This is a genomic window from Vibrio sp. TRT 2004, from assembly GCF_050113735.1.
Classification (GTDB): Bacteria; Pseudomonadota; Gammaproteobacteria; order Enterobacterales; family Vibrionaceae; genus Vibrio.
The window spans coordinates 1-18,826 of sequence record NZ_JBNJOH010000065.1; the positions used below are offsets into that span (position 1 = coordinate 1).

Sequence of the window (18,826 nt, forward strand, 5' to 3'; positions counted from 1 at the left end):
CTAAGCGCCAACAGTTAAAGCACATCGAAAAACCGAACACGGTTGGCTTTGTTAAAGCAGAAGTCGTTGAAAAAACCACTAGGTATCAAGCCACTCACATTGCAGTGGCCAACATGACACTGATTGTAAACAATGTTGAACTGAGCATCCCACAAGGCACGCCAGCAGCCTATCTCGCTGAGCTTATCGGTGCGCTGTCATGAAACGCATGCTCAGTGCTCCCGAAATCTATCTCTATCGTGAAAGCGTCGATTTTAGAAAATCCATTAACGGCCTGGCTGCGATAATCGAAAGTGACACCGACTTACCTGTAGGGAGTGGCGCACTGTTCCTGTTCACCAACAAACAGCGCGACAAAATCAAAGTGTTGTACTGGGATAAAACAGGCTTCGCTCTCTGGTATAAACGCCTCGAAAAAGCCAAGTACAAATGGCCTACAAAAGAGCAAAACGAAGTGTTTATCCTGACTCAATTCGAGCTTGAGAGACTGCTTTCAGGTTTCACGATTATCGGCCATAAACCCATTGAAATAAACGATTTTACAATGACTTAATCGATATTAAAGCCTTATCCACCAAGCATTCATGGCATGATTTGGGTATAATCAACGCCATGAAAAAGACGCCAAATATCAACCCAGAAAGTCAAGATGTTGCCGAGCTACAAGCGATGGTGAAAGCGCTGATGGCGTCAGAAATCCAATTGAAACAAGAACGCCAGTCGCTACTTGAACAACTCAAACTAGCCTTCGACCGCCAGTTCGCTAAACGCTCGGAGGCGTTAAAGCCTTACAATGAATCCCAAGGTGACCTCTTCAACGAAGCGGAGTGTGAAGCTGCTAAAGAAGAAGCGGTTGACGTTGTCACAACGACCATCACAACGAAGAAACGCGGTAAACGCAGACCACTGCCAAAGAGCTTGCCTCGTGAAGTTATCGAACTTGATTTAGACGACCATGAAAAGCAGTGCACTTGCTGCCAACATAACCTGCATAAAATCGGTGAAGACCGTAGCGAGAAACTTGAGTTCACGCCAGCGGTGCTCAAAGTGCTGGAATATGTTCGTCCTAAATATGCTTGTCGCCAGTGCGAGCAAACTCAGGACAACAGCCGCATCGCTCAAAAGCCAGCGCCACAAAGCATTATCCCTAAGAGCTTCGCCACAGAAAGCTTACTGGCCAATATCATCCTCGGTAAATATCAATACGCGATGCCACTGTATCGCCAAGAATCGCTGTTTACCCAGTCGGGTATCGAACTATCACTAACCACCATGGCAAGGTGGATTATCCAAGTCAGTGAGAAGTTCAAACCACTCTATGCCGCCCTAAAAGAGCACTTACTTCAACAAGTCGTGGTTCAGGCGGATGAAACGCCGCTCAATGTGCTCAAAGAAGATAAGCAGTGTTACATGTGGCTCTACTGCTCGGACGCGGACTCGCCAGGTGCCGCACTGCCTAATGTGAAGAATATCGCCTTGTACGACTATCAAAACAGTCGCGCGAGGGCGTGCCCTGTTGCCTTCTTGGGTAACTATGATGGCTATCTGCAAACCGATGGTTATGGTGCTTATGATGGGCTTCATCTCGTCACCAATGTCGGTTGCTTCGCGCATGCTCGGCGCAAGTTCATGGACGCGAAAAAGCTTCAAGGCAAAGGCAAGTCAGGTAAAGCGGATAAAGCGCTGGCCAAAATCCAGAAGCTTTATGGAATAGAATCACGTTTAAAAGGTGAGTCTGCTGAAAACAGAAAAGCAGAACGTCAAATCCATGCCAAGCCGATACTGGAAGAGTTGTACGAGTGGATGACGTCTCAACGAGTGATAGAGTCTAGCCCGCTGGGTAAAGCGATAAAATACACGCTCGGCCAATGGCCGAATCTTATCCGCTATATCGATGACGGTCACTTATCGATAGACAACAATCGCGCTGAACGCGCCATTAAGTCGCTGGTTATTGGGAGAAAGAACTCTTATGACCTTTTTCAAGTTTTTCGACAAAACCTCTCTCTCCTCTGTGAGGCGAGGCATGTTTTCAACGCTAGAATCGCCTGAAAGTGAATCAGCAATTACTTGGGTTATACATACTCTTATTCGGGGATCTTTAGCCCCAAAATGGTTTTCGTAATGAGTTTACCTCTATCTGGCTGCTAGTATCTAACCGAGTGGTCGACTTAAATTCTTAACGAGGATTACTCACCTTGATCTTCTTCACTTTCAGGCAAATTTTATGCTTTCTGGCTCCGTGTGGATACAGCAATATCCCACATAAAGCCAAGCAATTCTCTTGCAACAGCAGTAATGGCGACTTGTGATTTCTTTCCCTTAGCAACTAAGCTCCGATAGCGAAAGCACAACCTTTGCTGAGCCTTCCAAGAAATATCTTTGGCCTCTTGGCAGACGCTGTCGGGACGGTAAGTCACTAACCAGTTACCAACTTTTGCATTATTCCTGTAAGCCCATGCAGCCTCATACAGCAGCCGTCTTAACTCAACATTACCAGCTTTAGTAATTCCGAATTTACGAGTAGTGCTACCACTAGAGTACTCACCAGGTATTAGGCCAAGGAATGCCATAATTTGCTTAGGATTACTAAATCGTGAAAAGTCTCCGAGTTCAGTCGCTACAGAGATAGCGATGGTACGACCAACACCTTTTAACGCTTGTAACTGATTGACGAGGTTGTATAAGGACCAATTAGGTAGTAATCGATCAATTTCTTGGTCTAGTTGCTCTATTCGATTTTCTATTTACTCTAAGCTCTGTCGATAATGCTCGTATGCTATTTGCTGGGAGGCGATAGGAAAAGATTGATTTGCGAGCCATACTCGGTGGCGAACAGTCCACATTTTTTTCTCGTAACGTTTTCCTGTTCTCAGAAGAATACTCTGGATACGTTGCTTAGCAACCTTAGTATCTTTTTTCGCACAGCTTCTAGCTCTAACTAGATCGCGCATAGCTTCATGTGTCATGTCGGGAACCCAGACATCTACCAACTCACCCGCTCTTAATAGTCGAGCGAGAGCAACTGCATCTCGATGATCATTTTTGATCTTATTAGTCGATATCTTAGGAATTCTAGAGGGGGCAACAACGGTACAATCGATATTCATGCTGAGCAACAATCGATATAGTCCATAGCCAGTAGGTCCTGCTTCGTAGCAGACAAGAATAGAGCCGTGGAGCTTGATGAGCTTCTTCGTTAGCCGAATGACGGAGTCTTTTGCTGAAGAAATATTGCCATAGAATCGCACTTCCCCTTGCCGTTCTGGGTTTGCAACCGCAACGGCAATAGTGTCCTTGTGTACATCTAGCCCAATGTAAGCAGAGTAGTTGACGGATTTCATATTGATGACCTCCAAAAATGCACCATAGGTGAGTCTTAGTATATAAGGTCATACCATCTGGCTCTTCTCGACCAATCCCAATGGAGCTGAAGCGAGTGCGATGCTTTACAGTATCGTCGAGACCGCGAAAGCCAATGGTCTTATCCTTTACGACTATATGGTCAAGTATATGAAAGAGCTGGCGAAAGCGGAGCCAGATATCGATGCGCTCCTGCCTTGGAACTTCAAACACTAGCAGTGTCGCACCGTGGGATCATGGGGCGGATACTTTATACGGATAAGTTTTTGTATTGAAAAACCGCTTACTGTGCTACCAGTAAAGCTCGCAATAGGACAAAGGTAAACAAATCTTCCGAGGTGACCGCTTACGCAACTTGCGCTGAAAAGCCCTAATGCGTTGCTAGTTCATGAAAGAGGGCATTATGTTAGAGAAAATCATCTCTGTATGTATTGATAAGAGAAACAACTATTTATATAAGCCAACTGAACGACTTCCGAAGAAACTCGGTTGCTTTTTTTTCAATAATTTGTCCATGGGCCATAATAAGGCGTTCCGGCTTCCAAGAAATCATGTTTTGGAAACAGCTATTCGCCACTTTCTTATTAAATATAAAAGTTAACCTCCAATCTAATGGGGTCTTTCCAGTAGGTGCTAAAATACCTGCAATACGAGCAAAAATACGGTGGATGTAGCTTAAAGAGGAAGGGGCGAAGTTTTCAACTAAGTCTGTAACGATTAGGGTCTTTGAATTCCTATGATAAAAAACCACCTCTTCCATTGCGAAACTTCCACGGAAAACAAGCTGTTCTATCATGTCTTGCCATTGTGCTTCAGGCTTGTCGCTTAGTTCTTTGTAAAATGGTATGTCTGGTCTTTTTCGGGCGACTCCTGGTGATGCATAGCATTTCGATTCTGGATAAGCATCTATCCATTCCTTAAGAAATAAGTGATGGAGCTTATTGGGGCTGATGAGGTACTTAACAACTCCGAGCTTTTCTATTTCGTTTTTAAGCTCTGTGTCTAAGTGACAAGGAGAGTGAATCCATAACTCATTGTTGTCAAGTTGAACTACGACCATGCGAGTTGGGAATGGAACGTGGTAGAATTGTACGCTCGGGCCATTATAAACCCATATACCAGTATCAACTTTTGTTAACATATGCTATCACCATTAATTGATTTTTTTGGGTGCATTTACTTCATTACCCGCGATAGTGTCGCGAATTAAGGTAATCAAGAGGTCTATTTCACCCGAGTTAAACTTTCCCTCTTTTTGGTAAATTTTCTTACCTCGAGGGTCTAAAACTACGACGACATAACCAGGAGAAGGCAACCACCCGACGTTGCTCAATTTACTCGACTTATCGACAACAAATAACGTATTAGGGTGAGACTCTTGTTTACTTTTAATGACCTTTTCAATTACGAAATCTGGAATCCAGCTCTTATCAGTATTAACAATGACTACTGAGTTGCTCGCTTCTATTGGGAAATGCTCGGCTTCAAGCCGAGCTTCCAGTTCAGGGTTTAGAGTTTCTTCGCTTGGATCGATATAGAATAGGGTAGTCACCTTCCCTAGAAGATCTGCAATATTCCACGAGTTGCCATTTATATACCCGCCCGATTCTCCTGATAACTCTATGCCAGCAGCATTCAGCGAAAATGAAAAAACTAATAATATCTTGTACAAGCAAAACTTATATTTCCAATTTATCATTATGTTACTTTACCTTTGTCATCCTATAGCAATAGGGCTTCAATAACGAAACGAGGGGGCTTACTCAGAAATAGATATAACCAGATGACTGAATCGATTTGTCAAAAACTATATGCTACGGATAATCTAATGTAGTCATCATTTTTCATTGATCTTAAAGGGTCTGTCGGATACTCACCGTCTATCCAAGTCGCATCTAGATCGATAGATAACGAATCGAAAAGGCGCCTATTGAACTGAAGCCGGTACAAACTAGTACTTTCGGTCAGATCTTTTACCCATGAAAAGCGCACCTCTGAACTCTGCATATCATTTAGATTAAGTCTGGTTGAGAGAGATAGATCATTTTGATATGGTGTATTAGCTTTATCAGCGCGTTCATCCCACAAGTATTCAACAAAGAAATCAACATCAGCTTCCGTGTAAGGTATTGGCGTATTGTTTTCGATACCTATATCTCCACTGACATAACTATCTAAATCAGTACTACGATGAACGGCCTCAATTTTGTAGATCGTATTTTCAGTAACGTGCAATCCCGTAAAGCCCCATTGTTTGAGCAAAGGATAGAATGGGGTAAGAATAATCCCATTATGAGCAACCTCTGGTTCCATAATTGGTCGACGTTGCGTTCCTTGGAAATAAGAAATAGCCACTTCGGAATCTCCAAGGTAATGTAAATAACGGGCTGCCCAGTCCTGATGATGTTTTTCTTTGCTACTTTCAAAGTTGGCATCATTGCTTACTATGGTGGCAAGGCGAAGACGTGATTCCGGACTAGGAAAGTACCTTTCACGAGATAGCGGTAACCAATATACCTCTGCAGCATACGCCTCTCCAAACTTGCGAAAACCGACTAATGGTTGACCTAAGTACTCGTCTTCATAGATTGAATTTCTGGCATCAACCTGATTGACTATGTTGGTCAAGCTTCGAGTTTCAGTTACGCTCCAGTAAACTTGATCTATGCCTATTAAAGCGACACCGGTATCTAAGTTTTTACTAATAACAAGCTTTTGAATATCAGCGTAATTCCTATCAGAGTCAGGAATGTTCACTTGAACCAGTATTTCACTATCAAGTGATATGTCCCCCCAATGCTCTGAGAGATCAAGTTGAACTCGAACAGAATTTTCTGCACTATTTTCTTGACTCGAATAAGATGGAGCTGAAATGAAGTGCTGAAATTGATATTCAATACTTCCTTCTATTTCCGCTGCTTGGCTCATAGGTATAACTAAGCAGTTTAGAGCGAATATCTTCCAAAATTTCATTACTTAACCTTGAGTCGTTGCGGATGAAAGTCACCTTTTCTAAGCCCTGTGTTGAATTCGATTCCATCTAACACTAGAGTCGTCGACTTGCCAGTAACTAAGTTTTTCATTGACATTTTTTTGGCTCTCCAAATTTTCTTGTTCAAATATGCTTGGTAGTCAGAAAATGTGAGGGTCTTTATCAGCCAATCTTTCTGGTCATAAAATTCAATTTTTAAAGGAAGGTAACTATCGACGTCATACCAAACAATTTGTTTTTGGTATCGAGAATTGACATCGATTGGATAGCGGTTTACTGCGTAAACCTGATGGCCTTCTAACACTTCCTCTTGAATGTACTCATATCGATACTTATCTACATCCATTGAAGAGAAATCTTCATATGAAAACTCTGAACCTAAAAATGCACTACTTTTCTTAGCACCAGAAATACGCTTTACACGTTTAAGAATGGGGAGGTATAGCCATTGCTTATCTTTTCCAGACGAACTGTTTGTTAGTAATGAAGTGTTTTTAACATCTTGTGGAGTTTCGAAGACGATTAAGCTTAATTCCCCTCCTTCTTGTTCCATCATACTCATACTTAGTTTACGTTCTGCTACATCTCCACTTTTATTTGATAACAACATTCTTAATCGCGATTGCGAGTCACCATAACCATTGTATGTTTCATTCGCTCGCTTTGCGATTTCATAACCTTTTCCGCTTGCATCCGCTAGGACTTGTCCTGTTATCAACAGTGCAATTATAGGTAAGGTAAGTAACATCTTTTTCATGTATTAAGATCCCTTTACGGTTTGATGGTGTAAACCTCCCCTAATTAGTTGCGCCCATAATTAGAGGTTTCGGTTTGTTCATTCTTCATTAAATATTCCCATGGTGTCAGATCGTTGAGGGCATCATGGGGACGTTCTTCGTTGTATTCTCGTATCCAGTTTTCTGTTAGCTCACGCACTTCATTCAAGGTTCTGAACACATACATATCGAGGATCTCTGTGCGATACGTACGGTTAAATCGTTCGACATAGGAGTTCTGAGTCGGTTTACCTGACTGGATAAATTCCAGCTTGATATCATGCTCCTCAGCCCAAGTCGCTAGCGTCACAGAGACGAACTCTGGACCATTATCCATTCGCAACTTTTCTGGATAACCTCGCCATGCAATGATTCGTTCAAGTACTCGAACCACTCGTTGCGCAGGGAGGCTTAAATCCACTTCGATAGCGAGTGCTTCACGATTGAAGTCATCCACTACGTTGAAGGTTCTAAATCGACGTCCGCACTGTAAGCTGTCACTCATAAAGTCAATCGACCAACACTGGTTAGCTACCATAGGCACATTAAGCGGCTCAGGCGAACGAGTTGGTAAGCGTTTTTCCCTTTACGACGCCTATTGAGTTTGAGTTCGCAGTAAATCCGATATATCCGTTTATGATTCCAGCCATGTCCCCAGCGACGAAGTATTTTGAGCAATTTGCTAAAACCGTAGGCTGGTATCGATAAACCGAATCACTAATGCCAACTGCGCGACAAGCAAGACGTAAACTGGCATTGTGCCGTTGTCTGGCATACTCAACCAGTTCGCGTCTTATCGCTGGCTTTACAGCTTTTTTTCTACGATGTCTTTGAGAATTTGATGCTCTAAGCTCAACTCAGCAAACATGGCTTTCAAGCGACGATTCTCCTTTTCTAAGTCTTTAAGGCGTTTGACTTCAGAGGCTTCCATCCCACCGTATTTTGCTTTCCAGTTGTAGTAGGTGGCATCTGAAATGCCGTATTCACGGCACACTTCATTGACCTTACGACCCACTTCCACTTCTTTTAAGATTTTGACGATTTGTGTTTCTGAGTAACGTGATTTTTTCATCGCGGGTTCTCCTTCTATACTCAGTCTAAGCCGAAGAACTCTAAAATGGTATGCCACTAGTTTAGGGGAGGTTTACATCGGCATTCGGGTGTTTTAGCTTTTAAATTTGGATGGTCAAACATTATTAGAAGAGCCGGTAGGAGTAACAAGTCTGTAAATAAAGCAAAAGCAAGAGTTATGCAAGTAAGCAATCCCATATCTCCATTTGGCGTGAAATCACTAAAAACTAATATGGCAAACCCGCTAATTAGAATTACGTTAGTTGCAAACACTACCAAGCCTAGTCGTTCAAATGTCTCACTTAAGGTTTCTTCGATACTCAAGTTTTGTTCATGGCGATATAGTTTATATTTAGAAATGAAATGTATGGTGTTATCGACAACTATCCCCATAGTGAGGCTAGCAACCATTGAGAGAGCGAGTCCTACCTGACCATTTATAAGCCCCCATAATCCAAACCCCATTAGGCCAGGTGCTATGTTAGGTAACATACTCAGTAAGCCTAAGCGAAGAGATTTGAAAGTAACAACTAGCAAACCAGAGATTAGTACCAAGGCCATGACGGTACTAATCAACATACTGTTAATGTTGCGTTTTCCAATGTGTGTAAACATCATTGTAGGGCTGCTTGGTAGTGAACGTAGAGCAGGGGTGTGTTTGCTCATCCAACTATCTGCTCGTTGCTCCAGTTGCAGGAACTCGTTTGTAGAGTAATTGTCTTTAAGGGTAACGATGACTCGAATAGCTGACTTATCTAAGTTAATTTGATCGGTAAGATCTAAACCTGCCGGCAAAGACATCTCAAAGAGTAGCAAGTATTGGGAAGTTTCTGCTTTGTCAGTAGGAAGTTTATAAAAAAGTGGGTCATCGCCATGCATGTTCATATTTAGGCGTTTTAGAATGTCAGCCAGACTAGCAACATGAACGATCTCTGGCTGGTCACGTAACCACTCAGTGAATAACTCAACTTCTGCCAAATAATCGGGGGCGGAAATACCATTAGGTTCTCCAGAATCTAATTTGTATTCCATTGTATAGATTCCGCTTAGGTTACTTGCGGCAAACTCTGTACTCTTACGAAAGTCCACTTCCTCAGAGACATACTTAACAAACTCGTCATTCAGTTCATTACGAGATATGAATGCAACTAAGACTGTTATAAGCACGGCGTTTAGGAGTAACATCATTTTAGCGTGCTGATAAATCCAACGAGCCAATTGACGAAAGTACAATGAACCTAATTCGTCGACACCTTTTCCGGAAGAATTCTTGGTGTTTACGAACATCATGATCGAAGGAAGTAATGTTATGCTAAGTAGCATCGCAACCCATATCCCACTCGATATAATATTTCCAAGATCTCTAAATGGAGGAGAGTCGCTCATATTCATACTCAAGAATCCGAGCGATGTAGTCAATGTTGTTAGAAATACTGGACGAAGATTACTCGCAAGGCTGTTCTTCATCGCCTCGACTTTGTTCTCCGAAACACCATATGATTTACGGTAGCCAAGTAAAATATGTACCGAATCAGCGACTGCTAATGTAAGGATCACAACTGGAGCTGCCATCGTGGGCGGAGTTAGTACTATCCCCATCCAACCAGCTAACCCCATGGCGCTACCGATGATTATCAATAGTGTCCCCATTAAAACAGCTGTGGTTTTCCAACACCTGAACAATCCAAATGCAACCAGGGTAATAGCTAATAACATCAGAGGAAATAGTTGAACCATGTCATCTTGCGACGCTTTTGGCATCGCATAGTTCATGATGATAAATCCAGTGAGGTAAACATCAAACTCAGGGTACTGCTCAAGAAATTGATTTCGAAGTACATATGCAGCATCAGCAACCTCTGCCAACTCGGTATTGTTGTGAATACCCGGCAGTTGAAAACGAACATTGACTCCAGTTACGGTAGCATTGGAGTTAATCAGTCTATTTATCAGCAAAGGCTCATTAACAGCAGTAGCCTCATATTGCTCTAGTTCCTTGCTTGATAGTGATACAGGCTGACTCGGTAAAAGGTCTCCTACCTCAAGATCATCATCATGGGAGTGGCTATGTTGATAATTACTTATAGAATCAACTCGAATTGAATAAGGCAATTGCCATGATTCTTCAGTTAGCCACTTAATTGCTTCTATGTTTTGATTGGTGAATAGCTTCCCATCTTTAGGCGCCAGAACAAAGAACACGTTGTCATTTCTGGAAAATGTACTTTCCATTTGAGAAAAATCACGCAACTGAGGATTATCGTCGCTGAAATAGAGACGATAATCTGTAGATAGATTGAGTTTATAACTACCTAGTGCAGCCACGATACATAAAAGTAGCGCACTCATTAAAGTGGCAGCAGGCCTAGTTACGATGAAATTGATTATAGATTTCATGATTATTAGCCTATTTTTTGTGATTTACAGCATTGAGCTAGAGCCTCCTCCAGAACGTTTAAGGTAAAGTTAAGTTGTTCCGTTGTATGTTGAGAGGAGATAAAGAACCTTAGTCGAGCGGCGTTTTCTTCAACGGCTGGGTATACTACAGGCATCACATTGATTTGATGTTGATATAAATACTCCGACATGCGCAGCGTTAGTTCAGAATCACCAATGATAACTGGTATTACAGGAGTGTCTTCACTGTATCCAGTATTAAAGTTACGTTGTTTTGCGCTACTCAAGAAGTAACTACTATTTTCTTTCAATTTTGCGATTCTATCCGGCTGTCTCTCTAACAACTCTATAGAAGCCAGAGCGGCGGCTGCGTTAGCAGGGGACATCCCAACACTGAACAGAAAACCTGGAGCAGTGTATTTTAGATACTCAATCAACTCTGTTCTTCCAGCGATGTATCCTCCACAAGAAGCGAAAGATTTACTTAGAGTCCCCATCCAGATATCTACATCTGTTCGGTTAACATCATATACTTCGCCTATGCCTCGACCAGTACCACCTATTGTTCCAATTGAGTGAGCTTCATCTACCATCAATACTGTTTGATATTTCTTCTTGATTTTGATGAATCTATCTAGTTCAGGTATGTCACCATCCATGCTGTAAACACCCTCAATGACAATTAGTATACGATTGTATAGGTGGGCAATTTGAGAGAGTTGTAGGTCTAAAGCAGCCCAATCATTATGTGGAAAGTTACGTCGAGTAGCGCCTGACATAATGGCACCTTGCATGACACTGTTATGAATTTCTGCATCATGAAGAATTAAGTCACCTTCACCAAACAAGTGACCAATAGTCGTTTCATTCGTGGCATGTCCGCCCAGGAACACGACCGCACTTTCGGTCCCTAGAAAATCTGCTATTTTCTTTTCTAGTTCACCGTGAATAGGTTTTTCCCCAGATATAGGTCGAGAAGCCGATGCGCTTGTTCCATAGTTGTTTATTGCGTCCTTAGCTGCACCGTTAACCTCTTCCTCTCCGCCCAGACCAATATAGTTATAGCTCGAGAAGTTAATATATTTCTTGTCGCTAATAGTAAGTTCTGCTCCAGCTATACCTTCATGGCAGCGGAAAAAAGGCAACTCACCAGGTACTTGTTCTAGCCGATTTTTTAAGGCTACGTATTCATCAAAACGTGTGAAATCGTGGGAAGCTATCTGTTCATTGGAAGCGATGGAGAAGTCGGAATTTTGAGTAACAGGTGATGTTGAGGTTGGGTCTAGTAGCGTTACCAATTTACCAACAGTAACTCCACCCTGTAATTGAGAGAGTAAAGCGTTAACAGAGTCGGGACTAAATGTCGGAAGCTGTTTTTCCATTTCTTTAGCGAACTGTGCGCTTAGCAAAGAGTCGAAGCCCAAATCAAATTTTGTATTTAGATGGGGCTGAACATGGTCTTTCGGAAGATTCAGTACCTTAGCAATTGCGATATACACGGCCTCTTCAGTCGACACTCCAACCTCATCACAAGCCGAATTTAAATATAGACTTTGCTCTGTCAATAGCAGCTCCGAACTAGTTGCTTCAGGTTTAGTCATCGAAAGGCTGTGGGCACTCTTACCAGTCATCGTCTCTAGCACAATAAGTTGCTTACTCATAATAGCGAGGTGTTCATGCATCAATTGAAGTGCACCATCTTTAGTTGAGTTAGTTGCATGAGGTGCTTGTTTTGTTTCCATATTATTGTTGTTCCCTTGGATTAATTCAGGTAGCCAATATTTTTGTTTTTGATAGGGGTATTCTGGTAACGTCAAAGGTTTTGTGGCTAATTTATTGAGAATTGACCATTTCGGATCAAAACCGGCCATAAATGAGTCTGCTAGGTGGCGATTAAATGACAGCCATTCGCCTTGGTTAGCCTGAGGGCTAAGAGTAGGCGTTACCCATGACTCCGGAGTCAATCTATTCAAGATTGGTGTCATCACTGGTTTAGGGCTAATCTCGATAAAATGTTCAAATCCTTGCGATGCTATAGCTTCAATCGCCTGCTTGAACAACACTGGTTTTCTAAGTTGACGAGCCCAGTATTCAGGAGTAAGTTCCAAGGTATCAATAGGTTTTCCTGTTAATGTTGACACAAATAAGCAATTACTTGTTTTGGAGCTAACTTCAGTTGCTAAGAGCTCAAACGGATTCAAGATAGGATCCATTTGTTTAGAGTGGAAAGCATGAGAAACAGCTAAACGAGGGTGTTTCCACTTAGCAGACCTAAGCAATTCGACTAATTGTGGTAACTCACTTTCTGGGCCAGAAATTACAGTGTTGGTTGCATCATTAAAAGCTGATATTTCATAGCTCAAGTGTGATGCCTGGTTCTCGAATAGGGATGTGATTGCTTCTATGCTGGCTTCTATAGACAACATTACGCTGTCCAAAGGCATTGTTTGCATTAGTTGGGCACGGTTGACAACAAGGTAAAGTGCATCTTCAAGAGTTAATGCCCCACAAATACAAGCCGCTACAAATTCCCCCAAACTATGCCCGACAACGGCAGCGGGTTTAATTCCAGCTGACATCCACAGCTTTGCTAACGAGTACTCCACACAGAATAAGGCTGGTTGTACATCAACTGTATTATTTCTTTCTTGTTGATGAATCAAGGTGAAAAGATCTAGGTCAAACTTTTCCTCTAGGACCTTTCTACATTCGTTCATGTGATCTCTGAAAACAGTACAACGTTGGTAGAGCTCTATCCCCATTTCAGGACGCTGGGAACTTTGCCCCCCAAAGACAAACACAGGCCTTAGGTCATATTTTTTAAAAGGGGTTGATTGTACAGAGAAATCACCTTCATCAACGAGAGCGGCTGCGTTAGGTAAAACAGCAACACTTCGCCATTGAAAACCACTTCTAACTTTATTGAGTTTATGGCTATAACCAATGCGTTGTTCAGGTTTTGAGTTGTTAGCTATCTTAACCCACTGTTGAATCTGACTAGACAGGGCCTCTTGATTATGAGCAGAAAGTGCTACGACTACTGGTTCATTAACATCTACTTCGTCTGTAAGGTGCTCTTTATGATTGCTATATTGCTCGAGCACTGTAAAACCATTGGTCCCACCGAATCCAAAAGAAGAAACAACAGCACGTCGTGGAAATTCATTTCCCCAAGAACTAGAGTTTTGTTGAATGTTTAGGCGGCTGTTTTCAAAGCTAATGTGTGAACTTAAGGTTTCGAAATTTAGGTGCTTTGGTAGTACACCGTGGTGGATTGACAATACTGCCTTAATAAATCCGGCGATGCCAGCTGCTGATTCGAGGTGACCTAAATTTGTTTTTACCGAACCTACAGAACAAGGAATCCTTGCCACCGAGTGCGATGCATCTAATACTCTTTGTAGTGCTCTAATTTCGATCGGGTCCCCCAAAGGTGTTCCAGTACCATGAGTTTCAACCATACCGATAGTTTCTGGAGTAATGTTTGCCAAGGATAGTGCTTTCGCTAAACCGACTGATTGAGATAGTCCGTTTGGAGCTGTTATAGATTGGCTGTGTCCATCCTGATTCACTACTGAACTTTTCAATACAGCATAAACTGAATCTCTATCTTCTATAGCTTGGGCTAATGGTTTCAGTAGAACAAGTCCCACCCCCTCACCACGAACATATCCATCGGCGTTTTGGTCGAACGTCTTACATCGACCATCTGCCGACATCATTCCATGACCAGACAAAGCAACATCTATGTCTGCAGAAAGCATTAAGTTAACCCCACCAGCAAGCGCCATTGAGCATTCTTCGTTGAGTAATGCACTTGCAGCTTGATGGATAGCTACCATCGAAGAAGAGCAAGCAGTATCGATTGCTAAACTGGGGCCGTCAAAGTTAAAGGTATATGAGATTCGATTGGCTGCGATGCTTGATGCATTTCCTGTTGCACTATATGGGCTGATATCATCGGGATCAATTCTGCGTGAATAGTCATTGTTTCCAATCCCAATAAAAACACCTATCGAGCGAGTGGTATCTCTAACGAAAGCGGGGAGTCCAGCATCTTCCATGGTGCTGTGTGTTGCTTCTAATAAAAGGCGTTGTTGAGGATCAATGTAAGGAGCCTCCGGTTTAGATATTCCGAAAAAGCCTGCGTCAAACAATGATATATCTTCCAACATACCCGCATGCTGTGGTAGATCGCTACATAGTCCTCTACGTTTCTTTTCGTTGACCGGACTCCAACGGTCTAAAGGTATAGACCGAACAGCATTTCTCCCGTCGACCAATAGTTTCCAAAACTCATCTACGTTGCGTGCACCAGGAAAATTACAACCGATGCCGATAATCGCTAAGTCTTTCGTATTATTATCAGTGGTAGCTTTTGAAGGAGTAGAACTTGTTTGGAACTGTGTAGCTAGGTACTCACTTAGAGAAGAGATTGTTGGGTACTCCCAAACTAGTGCAACCGGGACATCAAAGCCAAACTCATTCTCAAGCTCACCACATATCCCAACTGCTTTTACTGAATCCAACCCATATTGCAAGAAAGGTTGATTTATATCGATGTCGTTTACGCTAATGCTGTTTTCTTCAGCAATACGTTTAGCTAACCAGTCGGTCACTTCACATACTGAAATGTCGGTAGGCCTGTGCGATACACAATATTTATCCGTATCTTGATTCGTAGCCGAGTCTGATAAAATGATATCAAAATCACAGGCTTCGTGACGAAGACAGGTTTCTCTGCGTTGGACTTTCCCACTTGATGTTTTAGGGATAGCTCCAATCTTAATCAATGAGATGCTACCAACAGGATATGGGAGTTGAAGGCTAAGTTGTTGACGTATCTTATTGATCAGGGCACCTTGATGATCCTTGTTTTTTAACCTTGTTTCAACCACTAAGGCTATTTGTTTCTGGCTCTGAAAAGCAACAACACTACCTATAGACTTATCTAGGCTCTCAACAACGTATTCAACGTCCTGTGGGTAAATATTGCTCCCATTTAGGATAATGAGATCCTTTAAGCGCCCCGTAACAAACAGCTCTCCATTTTTCATAAAACCATAGTCACCTGTTCTTAGGTAACATTGTTCAGCTCTACCTTGTATGCGAGCTCGAAATATTTCATTAGTTATTTCTGGCTTACCCCAATAGCCTTGTGCAACGCTATCACCAGAGACCCAGATTTCTCCAATTTGATTCGCCTCGCAAGGGGTGCTATCAACAGGATCTACAATTTCAATGTCTAAATTGAATGGGTGGCCGCAATTTACAACTCGTTTTGAACTGACTGTATCTGCACTACACTCAGTTACTTCATGTTGTAATAAGGCTGCTTCATCTACGGAATAATAGCTATTGCCAAGTAGATAGCTGCCACCCGAAACGAGCAACGTTGTTTCCGCCATTCCGTAGCATGGAGTAAATACTGTTGGAGATATTTGTGATTCACTAAAATGACTAACAAACTGCTCCATAACTTCTTGCCGAATCGGTTCGGCACCGTTGAGTGCATGCTCCCAGCAGCTGAGGTCAAGCTCTCGACATTGTTCTGGTGATACTTTTTCAATGCACAATTCATAGGCAAAATTGGGGGCTGGGGAGTAACGAGCGCGATATTTTGCAATTGTCTCCAGCCAAAAAAGAGGGCTTTTTATGAAAGTCATCGGCGCCATCATTACTTGATGCACACCAGAATACAAAGCAGTAAGGATTGAACCAATTAGGCCCATATCATGATAGGCGGGTAACCAACTGACACTAGTCTCTCCAGGTTTTGCATCGACTAGTTTTTGAATAGAATATACGTTGCTCAGTAAATTAAAGTGATTGACCATTACCCCTTTGGGATCACCAGTTGAACCCGATGTATATTGCAAAAACGCCAATTGTTCTGCGTCAACTTCGGGCAAAATCTGATCGTTTATTTGCTCTAACTCTTCTGCAAATATCCAACGGGAATTAGATAGTTTCGGATAGTGATGACTCCATGTGCTTTGTTTTTCGTACACTTTCCTAGTGCTAAAAATTAAATCAATATCCGCATCTTCACTGACATGGTTAATTTTTCCGATGGTCTTTCTGTTAGTTGGAAGCTGTAGCGGAACTGCTATCGAACCACTGTAAAAGCAGGCTAGTAATGCTACGACAAACTCCAATCCTGGCTCAAACTGTAGAAGAACTCTGCGGTTAAAGACATTACGACTTGATAAGTATTGAGCTTGTTCTAATGCCTTCTGCCTTAGTATCTTGTAGCTAATAGAAATTGGTTCGGACTTTCGGCTTGCAAGGAAAGTGAATGCAATGTTGTTAGGAGTTTCTGCGGCCCAATGATCAAGGCTATCTAAAATAGTATTCATTTCTTTTTTCACTTGAGTTACCACTAGGCCAAATTATGAACGGAGTTTCGAACTGTTATTTAAAGATGATGACTTTTTTTAATTACTACAAAAATAGAGTAGTAGTATGGGTCCGCATTAGTTATTGATTCAACTTCTAATCCTACCTCATCTAACATGTTATTGAATAGATCCCAACGCTCGGCGCTGTCGAAAGAGGCTACGCTATCATTAAGCATAACTTCCGCATATTGCAGCTTATTAGCCAAAAACATGTCAACCTTCCTTCTGAAACCATAGTCTTTATTTGCGACGGCTATTTCTTTCCGTAATGCCTCGATGTGAGGATAGTACTGACCTACAACGATCCTTCCGTCATCACTCAGCATAGATTGTAGCCTTTTAAACAAGTCTAACTGTTGCTCTAAGCTGAAATAAAATAGTACATAAATCAGAAATACTGCATCGACCTGCCTTTCAATATCAAGTTCCATGATGTCTTGGTTGTGAATAGTTATGTTATTAAAGTCTTTAAATCGCTTTTCAAGTTTTTTATACGCTGCTTCTTGACGCTCGACGCCATGTATTTCCTTTACTGTGAAATTAGAGTTTACAAGGTTAATGTAATCTCCAAAACCACTACCTATATCCAGTACAGATTCGATGTTACTTTTTGAATTTAATTGTTTAATTACGGATCTAAAATTGTCGGATGTAAATGAATTGAAGGCCATTCTTCCAAGGTTTGAAAAGAAAAACTCATCTTCATTTGTAGTCGGAATCATATTTATCAAGTCAGTACGCATCAAATCGATTACAGCACCTGCTTTTGTAACTTCATAATAAAGAGCACTACTACCTGATGCATTTTTCCAAAATTCATCTACACCATATTCTTTCGTTAATTTTATATCGATAGGTTCACCATACCGAACGCAGTTCATAAGGTATATATAAAGGAAGTCTTTAGATATTTCGCTGTATTCGTCATCTCTATCAACCAGTTTTATTACATTTTGCCAATCTTTTATATCAATAGCATTTAGTATTCTGTAATGATCGCACTCGAGAGGAGACTGATAATTTTGTTTGAGTTTGTATGTATTATCACTATATTCAATAACCTCTAGCTTGAGTAGATAATCCATAAATGCACGAGATATCTGAGGAGATAAACTGGATATATCGCCCGGTTTTACCCCTAATTTAAACTGATCGTGAAGCGAGCATTTGTTCAAGATAAATAGGGCTACATATCTACTAAAGGAAACAAACCTCATACTAAAGTGTAACTTCTTACCTGTTGGGAAGTACTTCATGTAATTCGAAGTTGCTCTCAAGAACGACTCCAAATAGCCAATTGAGTCAAACTCTTTGGAACTAAAGTCCTTGCCTCTTAGAGGCTGATAACTAACCAAACTATTCATGTTGAATAACTCCATATCTCCCCATGCAAGGGGATGTTATTGATAAAATAACTCATAACTAGCTATTGAGCTTCTCGTTAATAACTAGTTATATCAATTGCTTAGGGGGCTTTCTCATTTGCATGTATAATATGGACTAAATTAATCGGTAGCAATGATAAATACCAATGATAATAGGAGATCGAACCAGTGTCATATCACGATATGAAATGCAATCTAAGATTTTAGTGTATTTTGTAAAATCCAGATCTATGTCGTATAAATAATCTGGTGATGATGTCAGGGTTCTTTGAATAAAACTTGAATTATAAACTATTGATATAAATGTATATACCGAATCAACTTGAAGATGCAGGTTTGAGAACCTGGAAATTATCATTAATTCTATACCCAATCAACTTGAAAATGCAGGCTTGAGTACCTGAAAATTATCATTGATTCGAGACGTCAGTGAACCTGCGA

The 18,826-nt window shown here is 41.5% G+C and carries 8 protein-coding genes and 5 pseudogenes; 4 read left to right on the top strand and 9 right to left on the bottom strand.

Annotated elements, in window-relative coordinates:
- The 3 genes and pseudogenes from ACQEXR_RS18540 to tnpC form a co-directional block, all read left to right on the top strand.
- Nucleotides 1-203: pseudogene (locus ACQEXR_RS18540) on the top strand (IS66 family insertion sequence element accessory protein TnpA); the annotation flags it as partial.
- Nucleotides 200-553 carry an IS66 family insertion sequence element accessory protein TnpB gene (gene tnpB / locus ACQEXR_RS18545; protein WP_427020890.1) on the top strand — a complete coding sequence of 118 codons (354 nt, stop codon included), beginning with the start codon at nt 200-202 and terminating at the stop codon, nt 551-553. The pseudogene ACQEXR_RS18540 and the gene tnpB, both read left to right, overlap by 4 nt.
- Nucleotides 554-612: 59 nt before the next feature.
- Nucleotides 613-1,968: pseudogene (tnpC, locus tag ACQEXR_RS18550) on the top strand (IS66 family transposase); the annotation flags it as partial.
- Nucleotides 1,969-2,225: 257 nt separating this feature from the next.
- Here the strand turns inward: tnpC and ACQEXR_RS18555 are convergent.
- Nucleotides 2,226-3,344: pseudogene (locus ACQEXR_RS18555) on the bottom strand (IS110 family transposase).
- A 46-nt stretch (nt 3,345-3,390) separates the two neighbouring features.
- On the opposite strand from ACQEXR_RS18555, the pseudogene ACQEXR_RS18560 reads away from it, so the two are divergent.
- Nucleotides 3,391-3,579: pseudogene (locus tag ACQEXR_RS18560) on the top strand (transposase domain-containing protein); the annotation flags it as partial.
- Nucleotides 3,580-3,814: 235 nt separating this feature from the next.
- Here the strand turns inward: ACQEXR_RS18560 and ACQEXR_RS18565 are convergent.
- The 8 genes and pseudogenes from ACQEXR_RS18565 to ACQEXR_RS18600 all read right to left on the bottom strand — a co-directional run bounded on the left by ACQEXR_RS18565 (nt 3,815) and on the right by ACQEXR_RS18600 (nt 18,364).
- Nucleotides 3,815-4,504 (bottom strand): DUF4336 domain-containing protein, encoded by a 690-nt coding sequence (locus ACQEXR_RS18565; protein WP_427020891.1) that lies wholly within the window; start codon nt 4,502-4,504, stop codon nt 3,815-3,817.
- Nucleotides 4,505-4,516: 12 nt separating this feature from the next.
- The gene (locus ACQEXR_RS18570) at nt 4,517-5,062 is read right to left on the bottom strand and encodes a YtfJ family protein (RefSeq protein ID WP_427020892.1); all 546 of its coding nucleotides are present in this window, start codon (nt 5,060-5,062) and stop codon (nt 4,517-4,519) included.
- 101 nt (nt 5,063-5,163) lie between these two features.
- Nucleotides 5,164-6,336, bottom strand: coding sequence for a hypothetical protein (locus ACQEXR_RS18575; protein ID WP_427020893.1), 1,173 nt, complete (start codon nt 6,334-6,336; stop codon nt 5,164-5,166).
- The gene (locus ACQEXR_RS18580; RefSeq protein ID WP_427020894.1) at nt 6,336-7,112 is read right to left on the bottom strand and encodes an outer membrane lipoprotein-sorting protein; all 777 of its coding nucleotides are present in this window, start codon (nt 7,110-7,112) and stop codon (nt 6,336-6,338) included. Before ACQEXR_RS18580 ends, ACQEXR_RS18575 begins: the two co-directional genes overlap by 1 nt.
- Before the next feature lie 44 nt (nt 7,113-7,156).
- Nucleotides 7,157-8,203: pseudogene (locus ACQEXR_RS18585) on the bottom strand (IS3 family transposase).
- A gap of 56 nt (nt 8,204-8,259) precedes the next feature.
- Nucleotides 8,260-10,599: an efflux RND transporter permease subunit gene (locus tag ACQEXR_RS18590; RefSeq protein ID WP_427020895.1), complete on the bottom strand. Its 2,340-nt coding sequence runs from the start codon at nt 10,597-10,599 to the stop codon at nt 8,260-8,262.
- Between the two features lie 5 nt (nt 10,600-10,604).
- Nucleotides 10,605-16,970: an aminotransferase class I/II-fold pyridoxal phosphate-dependent enzyme gene (locus ACQEXR_RS18595; RefSeq protein WP_427020896.1), complete on the bottom strand. Its 6,366-nt coding sequence runs from the start codon at nt 16,968-16,970 to the stop codon at nt 10,605-10,607.
- Nucleotides 16,971-17,017: 47 nt separating this feature from the next.
- Nucleotides 17,018-18,364: an SAM-dependent methyltransferase gene (locus tag ACQEXR_RS18600; protein ID WP_427020897.1), complete on the bottom strand. Its 1,347-nt coding sequence runs from the start codon at nt 18,362-18,364 to the stop codon at nt 17,018-17,020.
- Nucleotides 18,365-18,826 lie beyond the last annotated feature (462 nt).